This window comes from Pseudomonas taiwanensis DSM 21245, from assembly GCF_000425785.1.
GTDB lineage: Bacteria > Pseudomonadota > Gammaproteobacteria > Pseudomonadales > Pseudomonadaceae > Aquipseudomonas > Aquipseudomonas taiwanensis.
In genome coordinates this window covers 221784-244280 of sequence record NZ_KE384451.1, presented here as the reverse complement: position 1 = coordinate 244280, position 22497 = coordinate 221784, and the positions used below count along the sequence as shown (strand labels likewise).

Here is a 22497-nt window from a genome sequence, read left to right as displayed (position 1 = left end):
GGCGGCAGCGACTGCACACTCAAGCCTGGCGCGACTCGACCCCCAGCTCATCCCACACCGACTCCGCCAGGTGGAAGGTGGCGTTGGCCGCCGGAATACCGCAGTAGATCGCACTCTGCATCAGTACTTCCTTGATCTCGTCGCGGGTCACACCATTGTTGGCCGCGGCGCGCAGGTGCAATTTCAGCTCATCGTTGCGGTTCATGCCGATCAGCATGGCGATGGTGATCAGGCTGCGGGTATGGCGCGGCAGTCCGGGGCGAGTCCAGATATCACCCCAGGCATGCCGGGTGATCATGTTCTGGAACTCGCTGTTGAAGTCATTGAGCTTTTCCAGGCTGCGGTCGACATGGGCGTCGCCAAGCACCGCCCGGCGCACTTGCATGCCGGCCTCGTAACGTTGTTTCTCATCCATTGCGCTACCCTCAGCGAGCCAGCAGGAAGTCGAGCACGCGGCGGCTGAACGCTTCGCCGATTTCGACGTTGGACAGGTGTGCCGCAGGGAACTCGGCGTAGGTGGCACCAATGATTCCAGCCTGCATGAAATGGCCATGCTCCGGGGTGGTCACCACATCTTCGGTACCCGCCACGATCAGCGTCGGCACCTGGATACGACCCAGTTGCTCACGGAAATCGGCATCGCGGACCGCGGCGCAGTTGGCTGCGTAACCTTGCGCGGAAGTCGTTGCGAGCATCTGGCAGATACGCTGGGCCTGCTCAGGCTGCGACTGGGCGAAGCCTGGGGTGAACCAGCGGGCGATGGAGGCGTCACGCAGGTCAGCCATGGCCTGCTGGCCACCTTTGAGCACGGTGTCGATGCGGGTGTTCCACACCTCGTCATTGGCGATCTTGGCGGCGGTATTGCACAGCGTCAGGCTGTGCAGGCGTGCACCGGCATTGATACCCAGCCACTGGCCGATCAGGCCGCCCATCGACAGGCCCACGAAATGCGCGTGCTCGATATCCAGACCATCGAGCAGCGCCAGCACGTCACGCCCCAGCTGTTCGATGCTGTAAGGGCCTTCGGTAACCAGCGACCCGCCATGGCCACGGGTGTCGTAGCGCAGCACCCGGAAGTGCTCGCTCCACAGCGGAATCTGGCTGTCCCACATGCCCAGGTCGGTGCCGAGCGAGTTGGACAGCACCAGCACCGGTGCGTCTTGCGGGCCGTCGAGTTGGTAGTTCAATACGCCATCGGCCAGTTGCAATTGCGCCACAGCGGTCTCCTTCAGGCAGTGAAACGTTGATGTTCGGCCACGGCACGCGCCACCCAGACGCGGGCTTGGCCAAGGTAATGGGCAGGATCGAGCAGGCGGTCCAGCTCTTCGGCGGACAGCTCGGCGCTGACCTGCGGCTCGTCACCGAGCACGGCGCGCAGGTGGCGCTGCTCGGCCACGGCACGCTGGCAGCATTGCTCCAGCAGGTGGTGGGTATGGTCACGGCCCAGGCGTTGGGCAAGCACGATACTCACGGCTTCGGCCAGCACCAGGCCTTGGGTCAGGTCGAGGTTGCGGCGCATGCGTTCACCATCGACTTCCATCCCCTCGGCAATCACCTGGGCCTGGCGCAGCGCGCCAGAGACCAGGCAGCAGATGTCTGGCAGGGTCTCCCATTCGGCATGCCACAGGCCAAGGCTGCGCTCGTGCTCTTGAGGCATGGCCGCGAACATGGTCGCCAGCAGGCCCGGCACACGAGTGGCAGCACCGATCAGTACCGCCGCGCCCACCGGATTACGCTTGTGCGGCATGGTCGAAGAGCCGCCCTTGCCCGGCGCGGAAGGCTCGAACACTTCCCCCGCCTCGGTCTGCATCAACAGGCTGATATCCCGCCCGAACTTGCCCAGGCTGCCAGCGATGAGGCCCAGCACCGAGGCGAATTCCACCAGGCGATCACGCTGGGTGTGCCAGGGTTGCTCGGGCAAGGTCAACTTGAGTTGTTCAGCCAGGGCCTCTGCGACCGGCATCGCTTTATTGCCCAAGGCCGCGAGGCTGCCGGACGCGCCACCGAACTGCAGCACCAGCAGACGCGGACGCAGCTCCTTGAGGCGCTGGCGGTGACGGGTCAGAGCACCGAGTACGCCGGCCAGCTTCATGCCCAGGGTCACCGGCGTGGCGTGCTGCAGCCAGGTGCGGCCCACCAGCGGGGTGTCGGCGTGCTGCAAAGCCTGGTGCGCGAGGGTCTCGGCAAGCTTGCCGAGGTCCGCTTCGATCATGTCGAGCGCATCGCGAAGTTGCAGGACCAAACCGGTGTCCATGGCATCCTGGCTGGTGGCGCCCAGGTGCACATAGCGCTCGGCTTCAGGCACACCACTGGCGATGACCTTGCCCAACGCCTTCACCAAGGGGATAGCCGAGTTGCCGGCAGTGGCGATGGCATCGGCCAAGGCGCGGGCATCGTAGCGCTCGGCGTGGCAGGCCGCCTCGATGGCGGCCACCGCACTGTGCGGTACCAGCCCGGCGCTGGCTTCGGCACGGGCCAAGGCGGCTTCGAAATCGAGCATGCCCTGCAGCCGGCCACGGTCGGAGAAAATCTCACGCATGGCCGGTGCGGTGAAATAAGCGTCGAACAGCAGATTGCTCATGCAACGTCCTTAATGATCGTGATGCAGGTACGCTGCCTGCTTCGGCAGTCGTAGGCTGAACAGGAAGGCAACTGCCATCATGGCCGTCACGTACCAGTAGAAGGTGTTCTCCATGCCCATGGTTTTCAAGCCCAGGGCAACGTATTCGGCGGAACCGCCGAACATGGCGTTGGCCACCGCATAGGCCAGGCCCACACCCAGCGCACGCACCTGCGGCGGGAACATTTCGGCCTTCACCAGGCCGCTGATCGAGGTGTAGAAACTGACGATGCACAGGGCCAGCGTCACCAGCACGAAGGCCACGAACGGGCTGGTCACGGTCTTGAGCGCCATCAGCAGCGGGACGGTGAACAGGGTGCCCAAAGCGCCGAACAGCAGCATCGAGTTACGTCGACCGATTCGGTCGGAGAGCATGCCGAAGAACGGCTGTAGGATCATGAACAGGAACAACGCGCCGGTCATCACGAAGCTTGCGCTCTTGGCGTTCATCCCCGCCGTGTTGACCAGGTATTTCTGCATGTACGTGGTGAAGGTATAGAAGATCAGCGAACCACCGGCGGTGTAGCCCAGCACGGTGATGAACGCTGCGGTGTGGTTGCGGAACAACCCAGCGATGGTACCGGCGTCTTTGTCCTTGCGGGTTTCGGCGCTGCTGGTTTCCTCCAGCGAACGGCGCAACATCAGCGAGACCAGGGCGGCAATGGCACCGACCACGAACGGAATGCGCCAGCCCCACGCACGCAGTTCATCCTCGCTCAGCAGTTGCTGCAGGATGACCACTACCAGCACCGCCAGCAGTTGGCCACCAATCAGCGTTACGTATTGGAACGAGGCGAAGAAACCACGCTGGCCTCGTAGCGCCACTTCACTCATGTAGGTGGCAGTGGTGCCGTATTCGCCACCCACCGACAGGCCCTGGATCAGGCGCGCGAGCAACAGCAGCGCCGGCGCCCAGGTGCCGATGCTGGCGTATGTGGGCAGGCAGGCGATCATCAACGAACCGGCGCACATCATCAGCACCGAAATCATCAGGGAGTTCTTGCGGCCATGACGATCGGCCAGGCGGCCGAAGATCCAGCCACCGATGGGCCGCATCAAAAAGCCGGCAGCGAACACGCCAGCGGTGTTCAGCAGCTGCACGGTGGGGTCATCGGAGGGAAAGAAAGCCGGCGCGAAGTAGATCGCGCAGAAGGCGTAGACGTAAAAGTCGAACCACTCCACCAGGTTGCCCGAAGAGGCACCGACAATGGCAAAGATGCGTTTACTGCGCTCTTCGCCGGTGTAATAGGCTGAGGTCATGGTGTGTTTACTCCTGGAGGGTCATAGGTATTCTAGACATACCTAGTAACACACTCGTTCCGCACGGAGGCTGGCAATTGGCCTTGTGTCGTAGCTACCGGCCCTATTGCCGGCAGGCCGGCACCCACAAGGATTGCGTGGTTCCCTGCAGGAGCCGACTTGCCGGCAATAGCGCCGGTACGGGTCAGACCCGTTCGATGGCCAGGGCGAGACCTTGGCCTACACCCACGCACATGGTCGCCAGGCCTTTACGCCCACCGCTCTTCTCCAACTGGTGAAGCGCAGTCAGGACCAGACGCGCACCACTCATGCCCAGCGGGTGGCCCAGGGCGATGGCGCCGCCATTGGGGTTGACCTGCGGCGCGTCATCGGCCACACCCAGCTCGCGCAGCACCGCCAGGCCTTGGCTGGCGAACGCTTCATTGAGCTCGATGACATCGAAGTCGCCAACCGCCACACCCAGACGCTCGGTGAGCTTGCGCACTGCCGGTACCGGGCCAATGCCCATGACACGGGGCGCCACACCGGCGCTGGCCATGCCGAGCACTCGAGCACGTGGGGTCAGGCCATGTTTCTTCACTGCCTCGGCCGACGCCAGGATCAGGGCTGCGGCGCCGTCGTTGACACCCGACGCGTTGCCAGCGGTGACGGTCTTGTCCGGGCCATTGACCGGTTTGAGCTTGGTCAGCGCTTCCAAGGTGGTCTCCGGACGCAGATGTTCATCCTGCTCGACCAGGGTCTCACCCTTCTTGTGGGTGATGCGGACGGGGACGATTTCCTCGGCGAAGAAGCCGGCAGCCTGGGCCGCTGCGGCCTTCTGCTGGCTACGCAAAGCAAACGCATCCTGGTCGGCACGCGATACCTGGTAGTCGTCGGCGACGTTGTCGGCGGTCTCGGGCATCGAGTCCACGCCGTACTGGCTCTTCATCAGCGGGTTGATGAAACGCCAGCCGATGGTGGTGTCTTCGAGCTTCATGTTGCGCGAGTAAGCGCTCTCGGCCTTACCCATGACGAACGGGGCACGCGACATCGACTCGACGCCGCCAGCAATGGCCAGCTCCATTTCGCCGCTGGCGATGGCGCGGAAGGCCGTGCCGATAGCGTCCATGCCCGAAGCACACAGACGGTTGAGGGTGACGCCGGGAATGCTCTCGGGCAGGCCCGCGAGCAGCAGCGCCATGCGCGCCACGTTGCGGTTGTCTTCGCCAGCCTGGTTGGCGCAGCCGAAGAACACCTCATCGACCTGGTCCCACTGTACCGACGGGTTGCGCTCGATCAGCGCCTTGAGCGGCACTGCGGCGAGGTCGTCGGCACGCACACCGGCCAGGGCACCGCCGAAGCGGCCGATCGGGGTGCGGATGGCGTCACAGATGAATACGTCACGCATCAGGCTTCTCCTGCCACCTGGCCATGGGCCACGGCGGTACGGGCTTCAAGGTCGCGCAGAGCGGTCAGTTCGACTTCGGTCGGTGCGCTGGTGGTCTGCACATCGTCGGCGAAACGGATCGCCCAGCCGGTGGCGGCAACGATCTGCTCGCGAGTGACGCCAGGGTGAATCGAGGTGACCACGAACTCGTTGGTGCCAGCTTCAGGCTCCATGATGCACAGGTCGGTGATGATCCCGACAGGGCCGTCACCTGGCAGGCCCAGGCGCTTGCGCGAATCGCCACCCTCGCCGTGACCGACCGAGGTGATGAAGTCCAGCTTGTCGACGAAGGCACGGGTCGACTGCTTGAGGATGATCAGTACTTGCTTGGCGGAGCCTGCAATTTCCGGCGCGCCACCCGCACCCGGCAGACGGGTCTTGGGTGCATGGTAGTCACCCACCACGGTGGTGTTGATGTTGCCGAAGCGGTCGACCTGGGCGGCACCGAGGAAGCCCACGTCGATACGACCACCTTGCAGCCAGTAGCGGAAGATCTCGCCGGTCGGCACCACGGTATCGGCGGTTTCGGCCAGCTCGCCGTCACCGATCGACAGCGGCAGTACGCTCGGTTTGGCACCGATCGGGCCAGACTCGTAGATCAGCACCACGTCTGGCGAGGAGGTCAGCCGAGCCAGGTTGGCAGCCTTGGATGGCAGGCCAATGCCGACGAAGCAGACAGCGCCGTTGCGCAGGCGACGGGCAGCGGCGACGGTCATCATTTCAGAGGTGGAGTAGCTCATTGTGCAGCCTCCGAGGAGCTGGCCAGCTTGGCCTTGTATTCGTTGAAGTCAGCGGTGCCACGGATATAAGTGTCGATCCAGGCACTGAACGACTCGCGGTTGCGCGCAATCGGGTCCCAATCCTGGTAGAAGCGGTTGTCACGCTCGTAGTAACCATGGGCATAGGACGGGTGTGCGCCACCCGGTACCAGGCAGACTGCGCTCAGCGCCCAAGTCGGCAGGACACAGGCGTTCATCGGTGCCTGCAGGTCATCGACGATTTCTTCGACGGTGACGATGCAACGCTTGGCGGCCAGGGCGGCTTCTTTCTGGACGCCGAGGATGCCCCACAGCAACACGTTACCTTTACGGTCGGCCTTCTGCGCGTGAATCACGGTGACGTCCGGACGCACCGACGGTACCGCGGCGAGGACTTCGCCGGTGAACGGGCAGGTAACGCTCTTGATCAGCGGGTTGACCTTCGGCAGGTCGGAACCGGCGTAGGCACGCAGCACCGCGAATGGCAGGCCGGAAGCACCAGCGACGTAAGCGTTGGCGAGGTCGGCGTGGCTGTGCTCTTCGATTTCGATCGCGTGCGGCCACTGCTTCTCGACCGCGTCACGCAGACGGTGCAGCGAACCGACACCTGGGTTGCCGCCCCACGAGAAGATGATCTTCTTGGCGCAGCCAGCGCCGATCAGCTGATCGTAGATCAGGTCCGGGGTCATGCGCACGAGGGTAAGGTCGCGCTTGCCCTGACGGATGATCTCGTGGCCAGCGGCGGTCGGGATCAGGTGGGTGAAGCCTTCGAGCGCGACGGTATCGCCGTCTTGAATGAACTGCTTCACAGCTTCGTGAAGCGGGAGGATTGCAGCCATGGGGAGACTCCTGGTCAGGGTGCTACGTTGAACTCAGATTAAGGAGACTGGTGGGTGGCTACAATCCGATAATCGACTATTTGTGCGGTTATCGAACAATTTGTTGCCAGGCTAACCTTCTGTCTCTCAAGACCTCATCGCCAGCAAGCCGGGCTCACGCGGGGCTTGCAACGCCCCGCAGACACCCGCTTGCCGACCAGGATCAGGTCGCGTCCGCGTGGCTCACCCACCCTTTGACGATTACACCCACCGTCGCCAGCGCTGCGGGCACCAGCAAGGCAGTCAGTACCTGCTCGAAGCTCCAGCCCAGGCCCAGCAGGGTCGCACCGCTCCAGGCACCCAGAATCGCGCCGAAACGGCCGATGCCCAGCATCCACGAAACCCCGGTGGCACGGCCTTGGGTCGGGTAGAAGCGCGCCGCCAGCGAGGGCATCGCCGACTGCGCACCGTTCACGCACATACCTGCGATCAGCACCAGTGTGGCCAGCAAGGTAATGTTGCCCAGGCTCTGCCCCACTGCGTAGGCAAACACGCCGGCCAGCAGGTAGAAGATGCCAATGACCTTGTGCGGGTTGAAGCGGTCCATGGCCCAACCCACCCCGACCGCACTGAGCACGCCGCCGAACTGGAACAAAGCACCAATGAAGGCCGCCTGTTCCATGCTGGCACCGCTGTCACGCATCAGTGTGGGCAGCCAGCTGGTCAGCAGGTACACGATCACCAGGCCCATGAAATAGGTCAGCCACAGCAGCAAAGTGCCGACGCCATAGGTACCGGAGAAGATCACTGCAAACACGTTGCGAGCAGCTACCGCTTTTTGTTCGGGCACACTGAAGCTGGCCGCCTGAGCGATCACCGCAGGGGCGATCGGTGCCAGGGTCTTGCGCACTTTGTCGGTGCCCCGGTTGCGCACCACCAGAAAACGCGCCGACTCCGGCAGCCAGATCATCAGCACCAAGGCCAGCAGCAGAGGCAGCACACCACCCACCACCAGCAGACTGTGCCAACCGTAGGCCGGGATCATCTTGGCGGAAATGAAACCACCACCCGCCATGCCCAGGTTGAAGCCACAGAACATGCTGGTCACCAGCAGCGACTTCAGGCGCTCGGGGGTGTACTCGGACAGCAAGGTGGTGGCGTTGGGCATGCCTGCCCCCAGACCCAGGCCGGTCAGGAAGCGCAGCACCAGCAACTGATCGACATTGGTGGCGTAGGCCGAAGCCAGGCTGAAGCCGCCGAACACCAGCACGGCCCCCACCAGTACACCTTTACGACCGAAGCGGTCAGCCAAAGGCCCCGAGCCGAGGGCCCCGAACACCATGCCGATAAGCGCCGCACTCATCACCGGGCCAAGGCTGGCGCGGTCGATGCCCCACTCCTGGGACAAGGCCGGCGCGATGAAACCCATGGCGGCTGTATCCAGGCCGTCAAGGAAGACAATAAGGAAGCAGAGGATCACCACCCGCCACTGAAAGCGGGACAGAGGCTGTTCATTGATGAACGACTGGACGTCGAGGCTGTTCCCGACAGATTGCGGTTGATTCATTGTTGTTATCCAGAATGATGGGCACGGACAAACCACTGCACGCGAGGCACGAGCAACGTATTCGAAAGTCGGTGGAGTGTGGCTGGAATCAGCCTGGATACGAGGGCACTGCGTGCGGGTGCGGCCGCAGCAGCGAAGCGACAGTGTTCATGATCAAGGTATCTCTCGTGTTGTTTTTGTTCGGTCGGCAAAGCCGACCGTTGCGAGAGACATTAATCAGCGCCTTGGGACTGCGCAATTGACCAGCAACGACACTGTGCGTTTATCGAACAGGAAACGCTGCCACGCCTCGCCTCAGCCAAAAAGCTGGTGGCACAGGTCTTGGCTGGCGGACAACAGAATCGGCAGGAACCGCTGCTCCAGCTCGCTGCGACTGACGCGGCCCACGTGGGTGCTGACATTCAAGGCAGCCAGCACCTGACCCGATGCGTCATAGATGGGTACTGCAATCGATCGCAGCCCTTGTTCCAGCTCCTGATCCACCACACACCAGCCCTGGGCACGCACTTGCTGGATGCAGGCGAACAATGAATCGGGGTCATGCAATGTGCGACTGGTACGCGCCTTGAGGTCCGCCCGTTCCAGGTACTCCCTGAGGCTGGCATCGTCCAGCGCAGCCAGCAGGATGCGGCCCATCGACGTGCAATAGGCCGGCAACCGCCCACCTACCGACAGATCGACCGAGATCAGCCGCTCGACCGTTGCCGAACGCGCGATATAAAGAATGTCGTCACCTTCGAGCGTGGCCATGTTGGCCGCCTCATGCAGCTGGTCACTGATGCGGTCCAGATAAGGCTGCGCCGAAACGGCCAGCGGCGTCGAAGACAGGTAGGCATGCCCAAGGGTGAGCACTTTGGGCAGCAATGAATACGTGCGCCCGTCGGTGGTCGCATACCCCAGCTTGATCAAGGTATGCAGGCAACGCCGAACGGCAGCCCGTGGAATCTCGGTACGGTGGCTGATCTGGGCGATGGTCAGGTGGCGCTTGCGCTCCTGGAACGCCTGGATCACTGCAAGTCCCCGCGCCAGTGAGGTCATGAAGTCAGGGTCGCCCGTGAACGCCTGGATCCGCTTGGCCGGTGAAGCCACGATCGGTGGTGCCAACGAGGGAGCGGCACCACGCACCGGCTCTGCGTGGGCAGACTCATTGACCAGGGTTTCATCGCTCATCGCACACCTCTAAAAAAATCGCTCGCTCGTGCGATTATCGAACGAACGGCCGATAATCGCAATTGACCGCTGACACTTTTGCTTATACCTTTCTCCTGCCACATGTGGCTTCTTTGGAGAGACTGGTCAGGTACCCACCGTAGAAGTCCCCAGGCAACGGCCTCGCCTCGCGCGAGGCCGTTTTTCATTATCCTCTTGCAACACCGACTTCCGCTTCTGTTGTTCCAACATCGAACCCCGGCACTTCGTGGCGAACGCGACAACAACTTGCGTAGGCGATGTCAGTATTGGGTAAATAACCCTGTTCGACGAATTAACGGTTGCTATAATCGATTCTGCTGGCCCGGATCGAGACGCGGTCATGGACTTCACCGGGGTCATGCTTATCCAATCGCCAGCACTCAGGCTGCTGATTCACGCCTTCCGCTGTTCCATGCGCTTTCGGCGAATACCCAGAGCGTCGACAGGCGATACCCGCGTGGACGCAACGCACCTGGCAAACAACAAATAGGTAACCAACTCATTCAGGTATTACTGTGACGAAAGATGAACTGCGCGCGGAACTCGAGCGCCAGGCTGAACGTTACAAGGAAGTTTACGGCGGGGAAGTTACAACCTACGCCGCCCAACCGGACCCGGAACGCAAACCCTGGCGTAAACGAGCCACCGTGCAAGACCAAGCCTTCAGCCATGAACTGGAAAAGATGGAAAAGGAACTGCGCAGCGAGAAATCCTGAGCGTCCGATCCTTGGCATCCGCGCCGCAGGCTGAAAGGCCAGGGCGCGGGCGATCTTTACCGGGAGATCGGGGATGAAATGGAATTACACAAATTTCATACGACCGTTTGAACCGGGAGGCCGCACTGCTTTTTTTGATAATTTGCCGAAATTACAGGGCTTTCACGACTTTTAGGCGCCATTAATCTGCCTGGAATACGGCTTCGGCGTCCGAACCCAGGTCGAGAATGACTGCCATCGGTCAGCAGCAGGTGCATCGATTGCCAAGGTTTTCTGGCATAATCGCGCCCCCTTTGACCGCCAGACAACCTTCATGATCGATTTATTCAGCGGACTGGATGCCTGGGTGTTGGTGAGCTTGCTGCTCGCGCTGACATTCGTGCTCGCATTCGAGTTCATCAATGGCTTTCATGACACCGCCAACGCGGTAGCCACCGTCATCTATACCAAAGCCATGCCGCCGCACCTCGCCGTATTCTTCTCCGGCGTGTTCAACTTCCTCGGCGTTTTGCTCGGCGGAGTCGGGGTGGCCTATGCCATCGTGCACCTGCTGCCAGTCGAATTGCTGATCAATGTGAACACCGGGCATGGCCTGGCCATGGTTTTCTCGCTGTTGGCTGCGGCCATCACCTGGAACCTCGGCACCTGGTATTTCGGCATCCCCGCCTCCAGCTCGCACACGCTGATCGGCTCGATCCTCGGTGTGGGCCTGGCCAATGCCTTGATCAACGACATTCCGCTGGGTGACGGCGTCAACTGGCAGAAGGCGATCGACATCGCCATGTCCCTGGTGGTCTCGCCCATGGCGGGCTTCGCCGTGGCAGCCCTGGTCCTGATCGGACTGAAATGGTGGCGCCCGCTGTCGAAGATGCACAAGACGCCCGAGCAGCGTCGCAAGCTCGACGACAAGAAACACCCCCCCTTCTGGAACCGCCTGGTGCTGGTTATTTCGGCCATGGGCGTGAGCTTCGTGCACGGTTCCAACGACGGCCAGAAAGGCATTGGCCTGATCATGCTGGTCCTGATCGGTATCGTCCCGGCCAAATTCGTCCTCGACCTGAACAGCACGACCTACCAGATCGAGCGTACCCGCGACGCCACCCTGCACATGAGCCAGTTCTACCAGCGCAACGCCGCGACCCTGGGCGAATTCCTGGCGCTGGGCAAGGCCAAGGCCAGCGACCTGCCGGAACAGTTCAGCTGCAACCCCCAGCAGACCGAACCCACCATCGCGGCACTGCAGACCTCGCTGCAAGGCGTGACCGACTACCGCGACCTGAGCGCGGAAAAACGCGTGGAAGTACGTCGCTACCTGCTCTGCCTGGATGACACGGCCAAGAAGGTCGGCAAGCTGCCAGGCCTGGAAGCCCGTGAGAAGGCCGACCTGGAAAAACTGCGCAAGGACCTCACCGCCACCACCGAGTACGCTCCGTTCTGGGTGATCGTTGCCGTTGCGCTGGCATTGGGCCTGGGCACCATGGTCGGCTGGAAACGCGTGGTACTGACCGTTGGCGAGAAAATCGGCAAACAGGGCATGACCTACGCCCAAGGCATGTCGGCACAGATCACCGCAGCCTGCGCCATTGGTATGGCCAACGTGTTCAGCCTGCCGGTGTCGACCACCCACGTCCTGTCATCCGGCGTCGCCGGTACCATGGTCGCCAACAAGAGCGGCCTGCAGGGCGGTACCGTGAAAACCATCCTGCTGGCCTGGGTCCTGACCCTGCCGGCCTCGATGGGCCTCGCGGCCGGCCTGTTCTGGCTGGCGTCGAAAGCCATTGGCTAAGTGATACCGCACATGTGAAAGGGGCGCCTTCGGGCGCCCTTTTCATATCTGCTCCCCGCCCCTGCTTAGTAAGAGCGGGATTACCCGCGCAAGGGTCGGCGCAGGTTCACTACCGCTTCCTGCCTCCCAACAACGACCCCATCAACCCCCGCACCAGCTGGCGCCCCAACTGGTTGGCCGCTTGCCGCACCGCCGACTTGATTGCCTGCCCTGCCGCACTCTGCAAGAACTCCCCGGCCTTGTCGGCAAAACTGTCTTCATCCACCTTGGGCACCGGCGCAGGCTCCACCGGCTCACCTTTGCGTTGACTCAACATCTCGTACGCCGACTCGCGGTCGACCGGCTTGTCATAGCGTCCTAGCAACGGTGAGCCGGCGATCAAGGCACTTCGCTCGGCTGCCGTGAGCGGCCCGATCCGCGACTGCGGCGGGGCGATCAGCACGCGCTGGACCATCGCTGGCGTGCCCTTCTCCTCCAGTGTTCCCACCAAGGCCTCGCCGATACCCAGCTCGGTCAGCACAGCCAAGGTATCGAACGCAGGATTCGGCCGAAAACCATCAGCCACCGCCCGTAGCGACTTCTGCTCCTTGGCGGTGAATGCCCGCAGACCATGCTGGATGCGCAATCCCAGTTGAGCCAGCACGGCATCCGGCAGATCGCCCGGTGACTGAGTGACGAAATAAACCCCCACTCCTTTTGAGCGGATCAGCCGCACCACCTGCTCCAGCCGGTCCTGCAAAGCCTTGGGCGTATCGTTGAACAACAAGTGGGCTTCATCGAAGAACAGCGCCAGCACAGGCTTGTCGGCATCCCCACGCTCCGGCAGTTGCTCGAACAGCTCAGCCAGCAGCCATAGCAGGAAGGTCGCATACACCTTCGGCGCCTCATGCACCAGGCGGCTGGCATCGAGCAGGTGAATGCGCCCACGCCCGTCGTGGTCAGGGCGCAGCAGATCTTCGAGCTGCAAGGCTGGCTCGCCGAACAGGGCCTCGGCGCCTTGCTGCTCCAAGGTGGCCAGCCGACGCAACAGTGCCTGGGTCGAGGCGCCAGTCATCAGAGCGCTGTCTTCGCCGAGCAATTGTGGGTTGTCCTTCAAATGCCCTAGCAGAGCCTTGAGGTCCTTCAGATCCAGCAGCAACAGGCCTTCGCGGTCCGCCACCTTGAACGCGGCATACAGCGCGGCCTGTTGGCTGTCGGTCAGTTCAAGCAAGTTGCCCAGCAACAGCGGCCCCATTTCGCTGAGGGTGGTACGCAGCGGGTGACCGGACTGGCCAGCGATATCCCAGAGGCTGGTCGGATAAGCCTGTGGCGTGTGTCCCAACCAGGGCATGCCGGCAATCCGCTCGGCTACCTTGCCTTGCGGGGCCCCCATCGCCCCCAGGCCACACAGGTCACCTTTGACATCGGCCGCGAATACCGCCACCCCCGCATCGCTGAAAGCTTCCGCAAGGTGCTGAAGTGTGACGGTTTTACCCGTCCCCGTGGCCCCGGCGACCAAACCATGACGGTTGGCCAGGCGCATGGCTTGGGTGACGGGCTGGCCATCCAAACCTGCGCCGACAACTAATTGCGAAGAATCCGACATGTTCTCTCTTCCTCTACTCAAGCTTCACCCTGAATCGGCCGATACACCCATGTGATATTCGCCTTCAAAGCAGGAACAACCGAAAAAGGACTTTCCGGGATGTTGCACTGTTTGACTGCTGTATTCGTGCGAACGCCCGATAAAAACCTTAGCGGAACCGATTACGCCATGAACAAAAGCCTTCGTTTCAGCCATAAGATCCTATTGGCAGCCTCACTGATCGTGATACTCGCCTTCAGTTTGTTCACCCTCTACAACGATTACCTCCAGCGTAATGCGATCCGGGAAAATCTGGAGAATTATCTGGCTGAAATGGGCGAATCCACTTCGACCAACATTCGCAACCTGTTCGAAGGTCGCATAAAACTGGTGGAGAATCTGGCACAGAACATTGCCCAGGAACCCGCCAAGGCTGAGACCTTGATGGGCCAGAATGCCCTGACCTCCAGCTTCCTGACCGTGTACCTGGGCAAGGTCGATGGTGGTTTCAGTGTCCGCCCCGACACCAAGATGCCCGATGGCTACGATCCACGTACCCGCCCTTGGTATAAGGACGGCATGAACGCCTCCGGCGTGACGCTTACCGAACCTTACATCGACATGGCCACCAACAAGATGGTCATCGGCATCATCAACAAGGTTTCCGGCTCCGTCGGCGTGGTCGGCGGCGACCTGGACCTCGATGGCCTGGTACGGATCGTCAACTCGCTGAACTTCGGCGGCATGGGTTATGCCTTCCTGGTCAACGATCAAGGCAAGATCCTGGTTCACCCGGACAAAGAGCTGGTGATGAAGTCGCTGTCGGACCTGTTCCCGCAAAAGACCCCCAAGCTGTCCGGTGAACTGACCGAAGTCGATACCGACGGTCAGGCGCGCTTGCTGACCTTCACGCCGATCAAAGGCCTGCCATCGGCCAACTGGTACATCGGCCTGTCGGTGGACAAGCAAAAAGCCTTCGCCATGCTGAGCACTTTCCGCACCTCGGCGGTCATCGCCACGGTCGTTGCCGTGGTGATCATCATCGGTCTGCTCGGCCTGCTGATCCGCGCACTCATGCAGCCGCTGCACACCATGACCCGAGCGATGGAAGACATCGCCGAAGGCGAAGGCGACCTGACCAAGCGGCTGAAAATCCACAGCCACGACGAGTTCGGTATTCTGGGTACCGCCTTCAACCGCTTCGTCGAGCGTATCCACAGCTCGATCCGCGAAGTGTCCTCGGCCACCGAGCAGGTCAATGAAGTAGCCCTTCGGGTCATCAGCGCATCGAACTCGTCGATGGCCAACTCCGACGAACAGTCCAACCGCACCAACAGCGTCGCCGCCGCCATCAACGAACTGGGTGCTGCCGCCCAGGAGATCGCTGGCAATGCGGCCCAAGCCTCGCAACACGCCAGCTCGGCTCGCCTGCTGGCCGAGGAAGGCCAGCAAGTAGTGGAGCGCAACATCGAGGCGATGAACCGCCTGTCCGACCTGATCGTCAGCTCCAGCGCGCACATCGAGACCCTCAACAGCAAGACCGTCAACATCGGCCAGATTCTCGAAGTCATCACCAGTATCTCCCAGCAGACCAACCTGCTGGCACTCAACGCCGCGATCGAGGCTGCCCGCGCCGGCGAGGCTGGCCGAGGCTTTGCCGTGGTAGCCGATGAAGTGCGCAACCTGGCCCACCGCACGCAGGAATCGGCGCAGCAGGTCCAGACCATGATCGAGGAACTGCAGATCGGTGCCCGCGAATCGGTGGAGACCATGGGCCAAAGCCAGCGCCACAGCCAGGACAGCATGGAGATCGCCAACCAGGCCGGCGAGCGTCTGGACAGCGTGACCGTGCGCATCGGCGAGATCGACGGCATGAACCAGTCGGTGGCCACCGCCACCGAGGAACAGACTGCCGTGGTCGATTCGATCAACATGGACATCAACGAAATCAACATGCTCAACCAGGAAGGCGTCGAAAACCTCCAGGCCACCCTGCGTGCATGCTCTGACCTGGAGCAGCAAGCGAGCCGCCTCAAGCATCTGGTCGGCACGTTCCGCATCTGACCGCACGCCACAGGAGCAGGCAGTCCGCCTGCCTGCTCCTGTCGTTCGAAGCTATCCCGCCAAGCCCCCTACCCCGATCGAACAAACTATTCTTCAGGAAGGTCAACCTTTAGGCGCGTCATCGCCGGCCCGTTGCAGCCGGATGACAGACCCGAAGACGATCCCGGAGGGATGCTGATCGTGCACATTGCTGACATCACCATGTTCTACGCCCCGGCCAGCGGCGGCGTACGTACCTATCTTGATGCCAAACACCATCGACTCGACGCCATTGCAGGCGTGCGCCACAGTCTCTTGATCCCCGGCGCCAGCGCCAGCCACGACAACGGCATCTATCAGGTGCCCGCTCCTCCCCTGCCGTTTGGCAACGGCTACCGCTTCCCGGTGCGCCTGGCCCCTTGGTGCAACGTGCTTCGCCGCCTCAAGCCCGACCTGATCGAGGTGGGCGACCCCTACCTGACCGCCTGGGCAGCCCTGGAAGCGCGGCGCAAGCTCAACGTGCCGGTGATCGGTTTCTATCATTCCGATCTCCCCTTGCTGGTCAGCAATCGGATGGGCAACTGGTTCACCCCCAATGTCGAAGCCTATGTCAGCAAGCTGTATGGCAACTTCGACCGGGTGCTGGCTCCCAGCCAAGTCATGGCCGACAAACTGCGCCGCCTGGGGGTTAAACAAGTTCATGTGCAGCCTCTGGGCGTCGACCTGTCGACCTTCCACCCTGGGCACCGCGATCCGCATCTGAAAGCCAGACTGGGGATTCCCGACACCAGCCGCCTGCTGATCTACGCAGGTCGCGGTTCGCGGGAAAAGAACCTGCCCGTTCTGCTTGACTGCATAGAGCGCCTGGGCCGACCGTATCACCTGTTGCTGGTTGGCTCGAACATGCCAGCCAATGTGCCAGCCAACGTCACCGTGATCGATCGATTCTGCCCACCCGATGAGGTCGCCAGGCTGATGGCCAGTGCCGACCTGCTGGTTCACGCAGGCGACCAGGAAACCTTCGGCCTGGTCATCCTCGAAGCGATGGCCAGCGCAACCCCGGTGGTCGCGGTGCGGGCCGGGGCGTTCAGCGAGATCATCAACGACCGGTGCGGGCGCCTGTGCCGCCCCAACGATGGCCAGGCCATGGCCACCGCCGTGCGTGAGGTGTTCGAAGAAGGCATTCACGACCTAGGCGTCCAAGCCCGTTGCCAGGCAGAGCAACACTACTCGTGGGACAGCGTGGTAAGCGGCTTGCTGGGGCACTATCAGGCCGTGCTCGGCCACACACCGCAGGTACGTGCCCATGGTTGAAAACAGCGGCAAGCCGCGCAGCCTGATGCTGGTGCTGCACGACATCGCGCCCGAAACCTGGCCCGACTACCAGCCGTTCGTCGAGGCCGTCGACCAACTGGGCAATGTGCCGATGACCTGGTTGGTGGTGCCGGACTTCCATCACCGCAACCTGCTGTCACGCTCGCCCACCTTCTGCCGCATGCTCGAACACCGTTTGGCGCGGGGAGACGAACTTGCCTTGCATGGCTTCTACCATGCCGATGACGAGCCGCCACCACGCAGCCCTGGCGAATACTTCATGCGCCGTGTCTTGACCCATGAAGGCGAATTCTACCGGCTGGACCGCCAGCAAGCCCTGCAACGCCTGGAAAGCGGCCTGGCGCTATTCGAGCGGCAAGGCTGGCCGGTAGCAGGCTTCGTCGCACCGGCCTGGTTGATGAGCGAAGGCACCCGACAGGCGCTGCGCCATCTGCCCTTGCGCTACACCAGCACAGCCCAGCACCTGTACCGCCTGCCCGAGTTCACCGCCATCCCAGCCCCTGGTTTGGTATGGAGCGCCCGCAGTGCCTGGCGTCGGGGACTGTCTCGGCTGCTCTGTGACTGGCAATGCCGACGTTGGCGCGAGGCAGAGACACTGCGCCTGGGGCTGCACCCGGTGGACATGCGTCATCGCGACTCACGACAGTACTGGTTGCGCACCCTCCAGACCCTACTGGCAGAAGGCCGCGAGCCCTTGACCAAGTCAAGCTGGCTGGAGCGCCAGGTGATCGCATGAACCGCCTGGGCTGGCTGGTCCTGGCCTTGCTCTTGGCGGTGTTGGTGCCGACGCTGCTGGGCGGCAGCGAACTGCTACCCAGGCTACGCGCCTTCGCACCGACACTGATGATGTCGCTGCTGGGGATGATCATGCTGTGCTGGGTCATCAACGCCGTTCGCCTGCGCCTGCTGCTCGGCCAGCAGGCGCAGAAGATTAGCCGGGTACGTAGCCTGGGCGTGGTGATGGCCACCGAGTTCGCGATCTGCACCACCCCGGGGGGTAGCGGCGGACCGCTGACCTTGATGGCGCTGCTGGCCCATGATCGCATCGGCCCAGCGCGCAGCGGGGCGGTGTTTGCCATGGACCAACTGAACGACTTGGTGTTTTTCTTCTGTGCCCTGCTGGCTATCGCCGGCTATGCCGCGTTTCACAGCCTCGGGCAAAGCCAGGAAAGCATGCTGCTGGGCAGCGCGTCGCTGCTGTGCGTGGCGCTGGCGCTGGTGGTTGGTTTACTACGCTACCGACGCCGGGTGATGCGGTTCATCGGGCGGCTGCTAAGGCGCCTTGGCGTTGCCCGGCAACGTCGACAACGCTGGGCTCGCAAGCTGCTGCACTTCATCCATGCCCTGGCGCAAACCTGGCGCCTGCCCAAACGCACGCTGGCGCTGGTATTCACCCTCACCTGCGCGCACTGGAGCCTACGCTACAGCGTGTTGTTCCTGGTACTGCGGGGATTGGGTGTGGAGCTTTCGTGGATACCGAGCTTTCTGGTGCAGATGCTTTCGCTGAGCGCCGGTCAGTTCAGCTTGCTGCCAGGTGGTGCAGGCGCCGCAGAACTGACGTCGGCGAGCTTGCTGACCCCCTTGGTCGGCAGCTCGACCGCAGCGGCGGCAGTGCTGATCTGGCGGGCAGTCACTTACTACTTCTATCTGCTTGCCGGAGGGCCGGTGTTCGTGTGCCTGCTGGCGCGTCCGTTGCTGGCGCGCTGGCGGGGTCAGGCGCATTGAGCTGCTGCCAGAGTTCGGCGGCACCGGAAAACTCGGTGCCGTCGTCGTCGCTCAGCGCTTCGGGATCGAAGCGGGCCAGGCAGCCCTCGCCGAGGGTCGCAGGTGCCGAGGCACCCGCCTTGTCACGCGGATCTGCCACAGGCCACCTCGCTATCAGTCGAAGACCACCGTTTTGTTGCCGTGGACCAGTACACGGTCTTCCAAGTGATAGCGCAGACCACGGGCCAACACCATCTTCTCGACGTCACGGCCGAAGCGAACCATATCTTCGATGCTGTCGGCGTGGCTCACGCGGACCACGTCCTGTTCGATGATCGGGCCGGCATCGAGCTCTTCGGTCACGTAATGGCAAGTTGCGCCGATCAGCTTCACGCCACGCAGCGCAGCCTGGTGGTAAGGCTTGGCGCCAACGAACGAGGGCAGGAAGCTGTGGTGGATGTTGATCACTTTTTCAGCATAGTCCTGGCACAGTTGCGGCGGCAGGATCTGCATGTAGCGGGCCAGCACCACCACGTCGGCCGCATGCTCCTGAACCAGGCGCGACACTTCGGCAAAGGCCGGGGCCTTGTCCTTGGGGTCCACCGGCACATGGAAGAACGGGATCCCGTGCCACTCGACCATGCTGCGCAGGTCGTTGTGGTTGGAAATCACGCAAGGAATCTCACAGTCCAGCTCGTCGGTGTGCCAGCGGTGCAGCAGATCGGCCAGGCAATGGGATTCGCGGCTGGCCATCAACACCACGCGCTTCTTCTGCGCAGAGTCGGTGATGCGCCAGGTCATGGAGAACTCTTCGGCGATGGGCGCGAACGCCTCGCGGAAGGCTTCGATACCGAACGGCAGCGACTCGGCACGGATTTCATGGCGCATGAAGAACCAGCCACTTTGCTCGTCGGAGTGGTGGCTGGCCTCGTTGATCCAGCCGTTGTACAAGGCCAGGAAATTACTGACTTTCGCCACGATGCCTACACGGTCGGGGCAGGCGATCACCAGACGATAGGTGCGCATGAATAAGACTCCAAAACTTCGCAAAGGCGCTCATTCTAGCGGCACACCAGCAAAAACGCAGTATTGATCGTGTGCGCCCGCACCGCCAGCGCCAGCCTTATGCCACTGTCCCTGGCACTACCACCTCGGGATCGAGAGTTTTGTGAATTTTTCTTAACCGAAGAAATATGTTGTCGCAACCTAATTAACAGTTTATTGCTTATTTATATGTTTACTTGAGAGTATCGCCTGTCTATTATTGGCACACACATTTCTGAACACGCACTAAGGAACACTCCATGTCCCTGATCAACGAGTACCGCGCTACCGAAGAAGCCATCAAGGAACTTCAGGCCCGCCTGGCCAACCTGTCGCAGGATGACAAGCTGAAACAAGAACTGGAGTTCGAAGGCAAACTGCGCGCACTGATGGGTGAATACTCCAAGTCGCTGCGCGACGTGATCGCCCTGCTCGACCCAGAGTCGAAACTGAGCAAAGGCCCGCGCGCCGTGGCTAAAACCACTACCACCAAGCGTGCACGCAAAGTCAAGCAATACAAAAACCCGCACAACGGTGAAGTGATCGAAACCAAAGGCGGTAACCACAAGACCCTGAAAGAATGGAAAGCCAAGTGGGGTGGTGATGTGGTTGAAGGCTGGGCGACTCTGCTGGACTGATAGTCCGCACTGTTTCCTCGCTTTTGCAAACACGAACGCCGGCTTAATGCCGGCGTTTTTGTTGGCTCATTCACGGGTGCAATTCGAACCGTGCCTGTAATTGCCCGGCATGGGCCTGCCAGGCGTCCAGCACCATGCGCCCCGCTTCATCGGCATCGGCCCAAGCCCCCTGCCGGGCCTGCTCGAAGCCCGCCAGCGTGTTCGGGGCGCCGTGCAAAGGGTCGCTCAAACGCTGCTGGCAGAACGCGAACCAGCGCTGACGCTCCTGGGGGTTCAAGGTCTCGGGGAAGTTTCGCGCACGATACCGGAACAGCAACTCAGGCATTCGTGGGTCATCGAACATCCAGTGGCCATGCCCTAATTGCGCTGGTTCCAGGGTACGCACTTGTTCACATAGACGACGGTCACGCTCTCCCAGGAAACCGTCATACAACTGCTGTTCAGGGTCTTCGCTGGGGGTGAAATCTTCCGTGCCATAGATGTGTTCAAGCTTGTCTTGCCAAACCGACTGTTGCGTGGCCAAGGCCTCACCGCGCGATTGCAACAATGCCATGTCCAGCCCAAGGCGTTGTTGATCTGCAGGGCGCAATACCGATAGCGGAGCCACTACCGGGCAGCGGTTGATTTGCACCAACTTCAGCGGTACCGGTAGTTGCCCCTCAGATAAATGTTCATGCCGAGTGTACAAGCGCGCTCGCAGGACTTCGGCACTTTCCCTTAATAACGGTAGGGTTTCCTGATGCAGGTCGCACACAATCAGTGCATTGCGATTGCGCGGGTGCCAGGCCAGTGGCAACACCACGCCCAGATAATGACGCGCGGCCGAGAAACGTCCTGATATGTGCACCAGCGGCTGCAACAAGCGAATCTGTTCCAGCACTTTGTGCTTACTGCGAAGGTTGAACAACCAGTCATACAACTTAGGTTGTTTCTGGCGAATCAGACGGGCCAACCCAATGGTCGCCCGCACGTCGGAAAGTGCTTCATGGGCATGCCCATGGACAATGCCATTGGCCTGGCTGAGCAACTCCAGGCGCAAGCTGGTACGGCCCTCCTGCTGGGGCCAGACGATGCCCTCAGGGCGTAGCGCGTAAGCCGTGCGCACGACGTCGATCAGGTCCCAACGACTGTTACCGCCCTGCCACTCACGGGCATAGGGGTCGAAGAAGTTGCGATACAGGCTGTAACGCGTGACCTCGTCATCGAAACGCAAGGTGTTGTAGCCCGCGCCACAGGTTCCCGGGCGCGCAAGCTGCTCGTGAACCCGGGTCATGAATTCAGCTTCGCATAGGCCCTGGGTCGCCAACTGTTCGGGCGTGATACCGGTTACCAGGCACGCGGCCGGGTGCGGCAGGATGTCGTCGGAGGGGCGGCAATAGAGGTTGATAGGCGCTTCGATCTCATTCAGATCGAGGTCGGTGCGCACACCGGCAACCTGCAGCGGTCGGTCGCAGCGTGGGTTGATGCCGGTGGTTTCGTAGTCGTGCCAGAAAATGCTGGAGCTCACGGGGTCGTCCTGTATCGAGGTCGTCCCGATTCTAGCGGACCGAGCTTCAGGCGGAAGCGTTGGCAGGGTTAAAACTGAAATAGTCTCGCAATGAACGGACGAAATCGTCGTACTCGCGGGGGGCTTGCAAGAGCATGAAACCAGAATCGTAGTGGCCGGGGGTCTGGTCCTCACGGCACCACAGGCAACTGGCTGTCACGTTGATGAACTGCAAGCCGCCACCGGCCAGTGGCAGGCGCAGCTGCAACTCGAAATCCGGGCCGACCAGCACCGGCAGCTGGCTGATCAACATCAAGCCATCTTCCGAGGCATTACCCAGAAAGCCGATCTGCTGCTCGGTGAAGCGGTTGTAGACCTTGAGCACACAAGGCAGCTGATGGCGTTCGATATGGCGTTGGTTGTACATGATCGCTATTGCAGTCCATACCCGATGCCAGGAATGCAAGAGACTGGCCAGTGGTTGTTACATCCAATTAACAGGTTAGCTCAACACTCGCGGCAAATCCCGTGAATTAGTTGA

Annotated in this window: 21 protein-coding genes and 1 pseudogene; 8 read left to right on the top strand and 14 right to left on the bottom strand. The window is 61.7% G+C overall.

Going from position 1 to position 22497, the window contains the following annotated elements; genetic code table 11:
• Positions 1–19: 19 nt before the first annotated feature.
• The 9 genes from pcaC to pcaR form a co-directional block, all read right to left on the bottom strand.
• Positions 20–415: a 4-carboxymuconolactone decarboxylase gene (gene pcaC, locus H620_RS0122950; RefSeq protein WP_027908103.1), complete on the bottom strand. Its 396-nt coding sequence runs from the start codon at positions 413–415 to the stop codon at positions 20–22.
• 10 nt (positions 416–425) lie between these two features.
• Positions 426–1217, bottom strand: a complete 792-nt coding sequence (pcaD, locus tag H620_RS0122945) for a 3-oxoadipate enol-lactonase (RefSeq protein ID WP_023378914.1) — start codon at positions 1215–1217, stop codon at positions 426–428.
• Positions 1218–1228: 11 nt separating this feature from the next.
• Complete coding sequence (locus H620_RS0122940) at positions 1229–2581, bottom strand: 3-carboxy-cis,cis-muconate cycloisomerase (protein WP_027908102.1); 1353 nt, start codon at positions 2579–2581, stop codon at positions 1229–1231.
• A 9-nt stretch (positions 2582–2590) separates the two neighbouring features.
• Entirely contained in the window at positions 2591–3880 is a 1290-nt protein-coding gene (locus H620_RS0122935) for an MFS family transporter (protein WP_023378912.1), read from the bottom strand.
• 184 nt (positions 3881–4064) lie between these two features.
• Positions 4065–5270: a 3-oxoadipyl-CoA thiolase gene (gene pcaF / locus H620_RS0122930; protein ID WP_177325259.1), complete on the bottom strand. Its 1206-nt coding sequence runs from the start codon at positions 5268–5270 to the stop codon at positions 4065–4067.
• Positions 5267–6046, bottom strand: coding sequence for a CoA-transferase subunit beta (locus H620_RS0122925; RefSeq protein WP_023378910.1), 780 nt, complete (start codon positions 6044–6046; stop codon positions 5267–5269). The genes pcaF and H620_RS0122925 overlap by 4 nt, the downstream gene beginning before the upstream one ends.
• Positions 6043–6903: a CoA transferase subunit A gene (locus H620_RS0122920; RefSeq protein WP_027908101.1), complete on the bottom strand. Its 861-nt coding sequence runs from the start codon at positions 6901–6903 to the stop codon at positions 6043–6045. Before H620_RS0122920 ends, H620_RS0122925 begins: the two co-directional genes overlap by 4 nt.
• 202 nt (positions 6904–7105) lie before the next feature.
• Positions 7106–8449 carry a 4-hydroxybenzoate transporter PcaK gene (gene pcaK, locus H620_RS0122915; RefSeq protein WP_023378908.1) on the bottom strand — a complete coding sequence of 448 codons (1344 nt, stop codon included), beginning with the start codon at positions 8447–8449 and terminating at the stop codon, positions 7106–7108.
• Positions 8450–8743: 294 nt separating this feature from the next.
• On the bottom strand, positions 8744–9619 hold the full coding sequence (gene pcaR / locus H620_RS0122910) for a pca regulon transcriptional regulator PcaR (protein WP_023378907.1): 876 nt from the start codon (positions 9617–9619) through the stop codon (positions 8744–8746).
• A 536-nt stretch (positions 9620–10155) separates the two neighbouring features.
• On the opposite strand from pcaR, the gene H620_RS0122905 reads away from it, so the two are divergent.
• Together H620_RS0122905 and H620_RS0122900 are read left to right on the top strand one after the other, a co-directional pair.
• Positions 10156–10356, top strand: coding sequence for a hypothetical protein (locus tag H620_RS0122905; protein WP_023378905.1), 201 nt, complete (start codon positions 10156–10158; stop codon positions 10354–10356).
• Positions 10357–10669: 313 nt separating this feature from the next.
• A complete protein-coding gene (locus H620_RS0122900; protein ID WP_023378904.1) occupies positions 10670–12142 on the top strand; it encodes an inorganic phosphate transporter in 1473 nt (490 codons plus the stop codon).
• Between the two features lie 109 nt (positions 12143–12251).
• Here the strand turns inward: H620_RS0122900 and H620_RS0122895 are convergent, their stop codons facing one another.
• Positions 12252–13727 (bottom strand): helicase HerA-like domain-containing protein, encoded by a 1476-nt coding sequence (locus tag H620_RS0122895; protein WP_023378903.1) that lies wholly within the window; start codon positions 13725–13727, stop codon positions 12252–12254.
• Between the two features lie 99 nt (positions 13728–13826).
• Between H620_RS0122895 and H620_RS27945 the strand changes: the two are divergent.
• From H620_RS27945 to gpgF, 5 genes and pseudogenes are all read left to right on the top strand, one after another.
• A pseudogene (locus H620_RS27945) lies at positions 13827–14912 on the top strand (HAMP domain-containing protein); the annotation flags it as partial.
• A gap of 93 nt (positions 14913–15005) precedes the next feature.
• Positions 15006–15770, top strand: coding sequence for a methyl-accepting chemotaxis protein (locus tag H620_RS27940; RefSeq protein ID WP_374374736.1), 765 nt, complete (start codon positions 15006–15008; stop codon positions 15768–15770).
• Between the two features lie 171 nt (positions 15771–15941).
• Positions 15942–17063 carry an N-acetylglucosaminyl phosphatidylglycerol synthase gene (gpgS, locus tag H620_RS0122885; protein ID WP_023378901.1) on the top strand — a complete coding sequence of 374 codons (1122 nt, stop codon included), beginning with the start codon at positions 15942–15944 and terminating at the stop codon, positions 17061–17063.
• Positions 17056–17820, top strand: a complete 765-nt coding sequence (gene gpgD / locus H620_RS0122880) for an N-acetylglucosaminyl phosphatidylglycerol deacetylase (RefSeq protein ID WP_023378900.1) — start codon at positions 17056–17058, stop codon at positions 17818–17820. Before gpgS ends, gpgD begins: the two co-directional genes overlap by 8 nt.
• Positions 17817–18809 (top strand): glucosaminyl phosphatidylglycerol flippase, encoded by a 993-nt coding sequence (gene gpgF, locus H620_RS0122875; RefSeq protein WP_023378899.1) that lies wholly within the window; start codon positions 17817–17819, stop codon positions 18807–18809. Before gpgD ends, gpgF begins: the two co-directional genes overlap by 4 nt.
• Here the strand turns inward: gpgF and H620_RS27530 are convergent.
• Together H620_RS27530 and purU are read right to left on the bottom strand one after the other, a co-directional pair.
• Complete coding sequence (locus H620_RS27530; protein WP_081669750.1) at positions 18715–18948, bottom strand: hypothetical protein; 234 nt, start codon at positions 18946–18948, stop codon at positions 18715–18717. The two genes, gpgF and H620_RS27530, sit on opposite strands and share 95 nt — an antisense overlap.
• A gap of 14 nt (positions 18949–18962) precedes the next feature.
• Positions 18963–19814, bottom strand: a complete 852-nt coding sequence (purU, locus tag H620_RS0122870; RefSeq protein ID WP_023378897.1) for a formyltetrahydrofolate deformylase — start codon at positions 19812–19814, stop codon at positions 18963–18965.
• Between the two features lie 278 nt (positions 19815–20092).
• On the opposite strand from purU, the gene mvaT reads away from it, so the two are divergent.
• The gene (gene mvaT, locus H620_RS0122865) at positions 20093–20470 is read left to right on the top strand and encodes a histone-like nucleoid-structuring protein MvaT (RefSeq protein ID WP_023378896.1); all 378 of its coding nucleotides are present in this window, start codon (positions 20093–20095) and stop codon (positions 20468–20470) included.
• Between the two features lie 70 nt (positions 20471–20540).
• On the opposite strand, the gene sbcB is transcribed toward mvaT, so the two are convergent.
• Positions 20541–21977, bottom strand: coding sequence for an exodeoxyribonuclease I (gene sbcB, locus H620_RS0122860; protein WP_027908099.1), 1437 nt, complete (start codon positions 21975–21977; stop codon positions 20541–20543).
• A gap of 46 nt (positions 21978–22023) precedes the next feature.
• On the bottom strand, positions 22024–22383 hold the full coding sequence (locus tag H620_RS0122855; protein WP_027908098.1) for a PilZ domain-containing protein: 360 nt from the start codon (positions 22381–22383) through the stop codon (positions 22024–22026).
• Positions 22384–22497 lie beyond the last annotated feature (114 nt).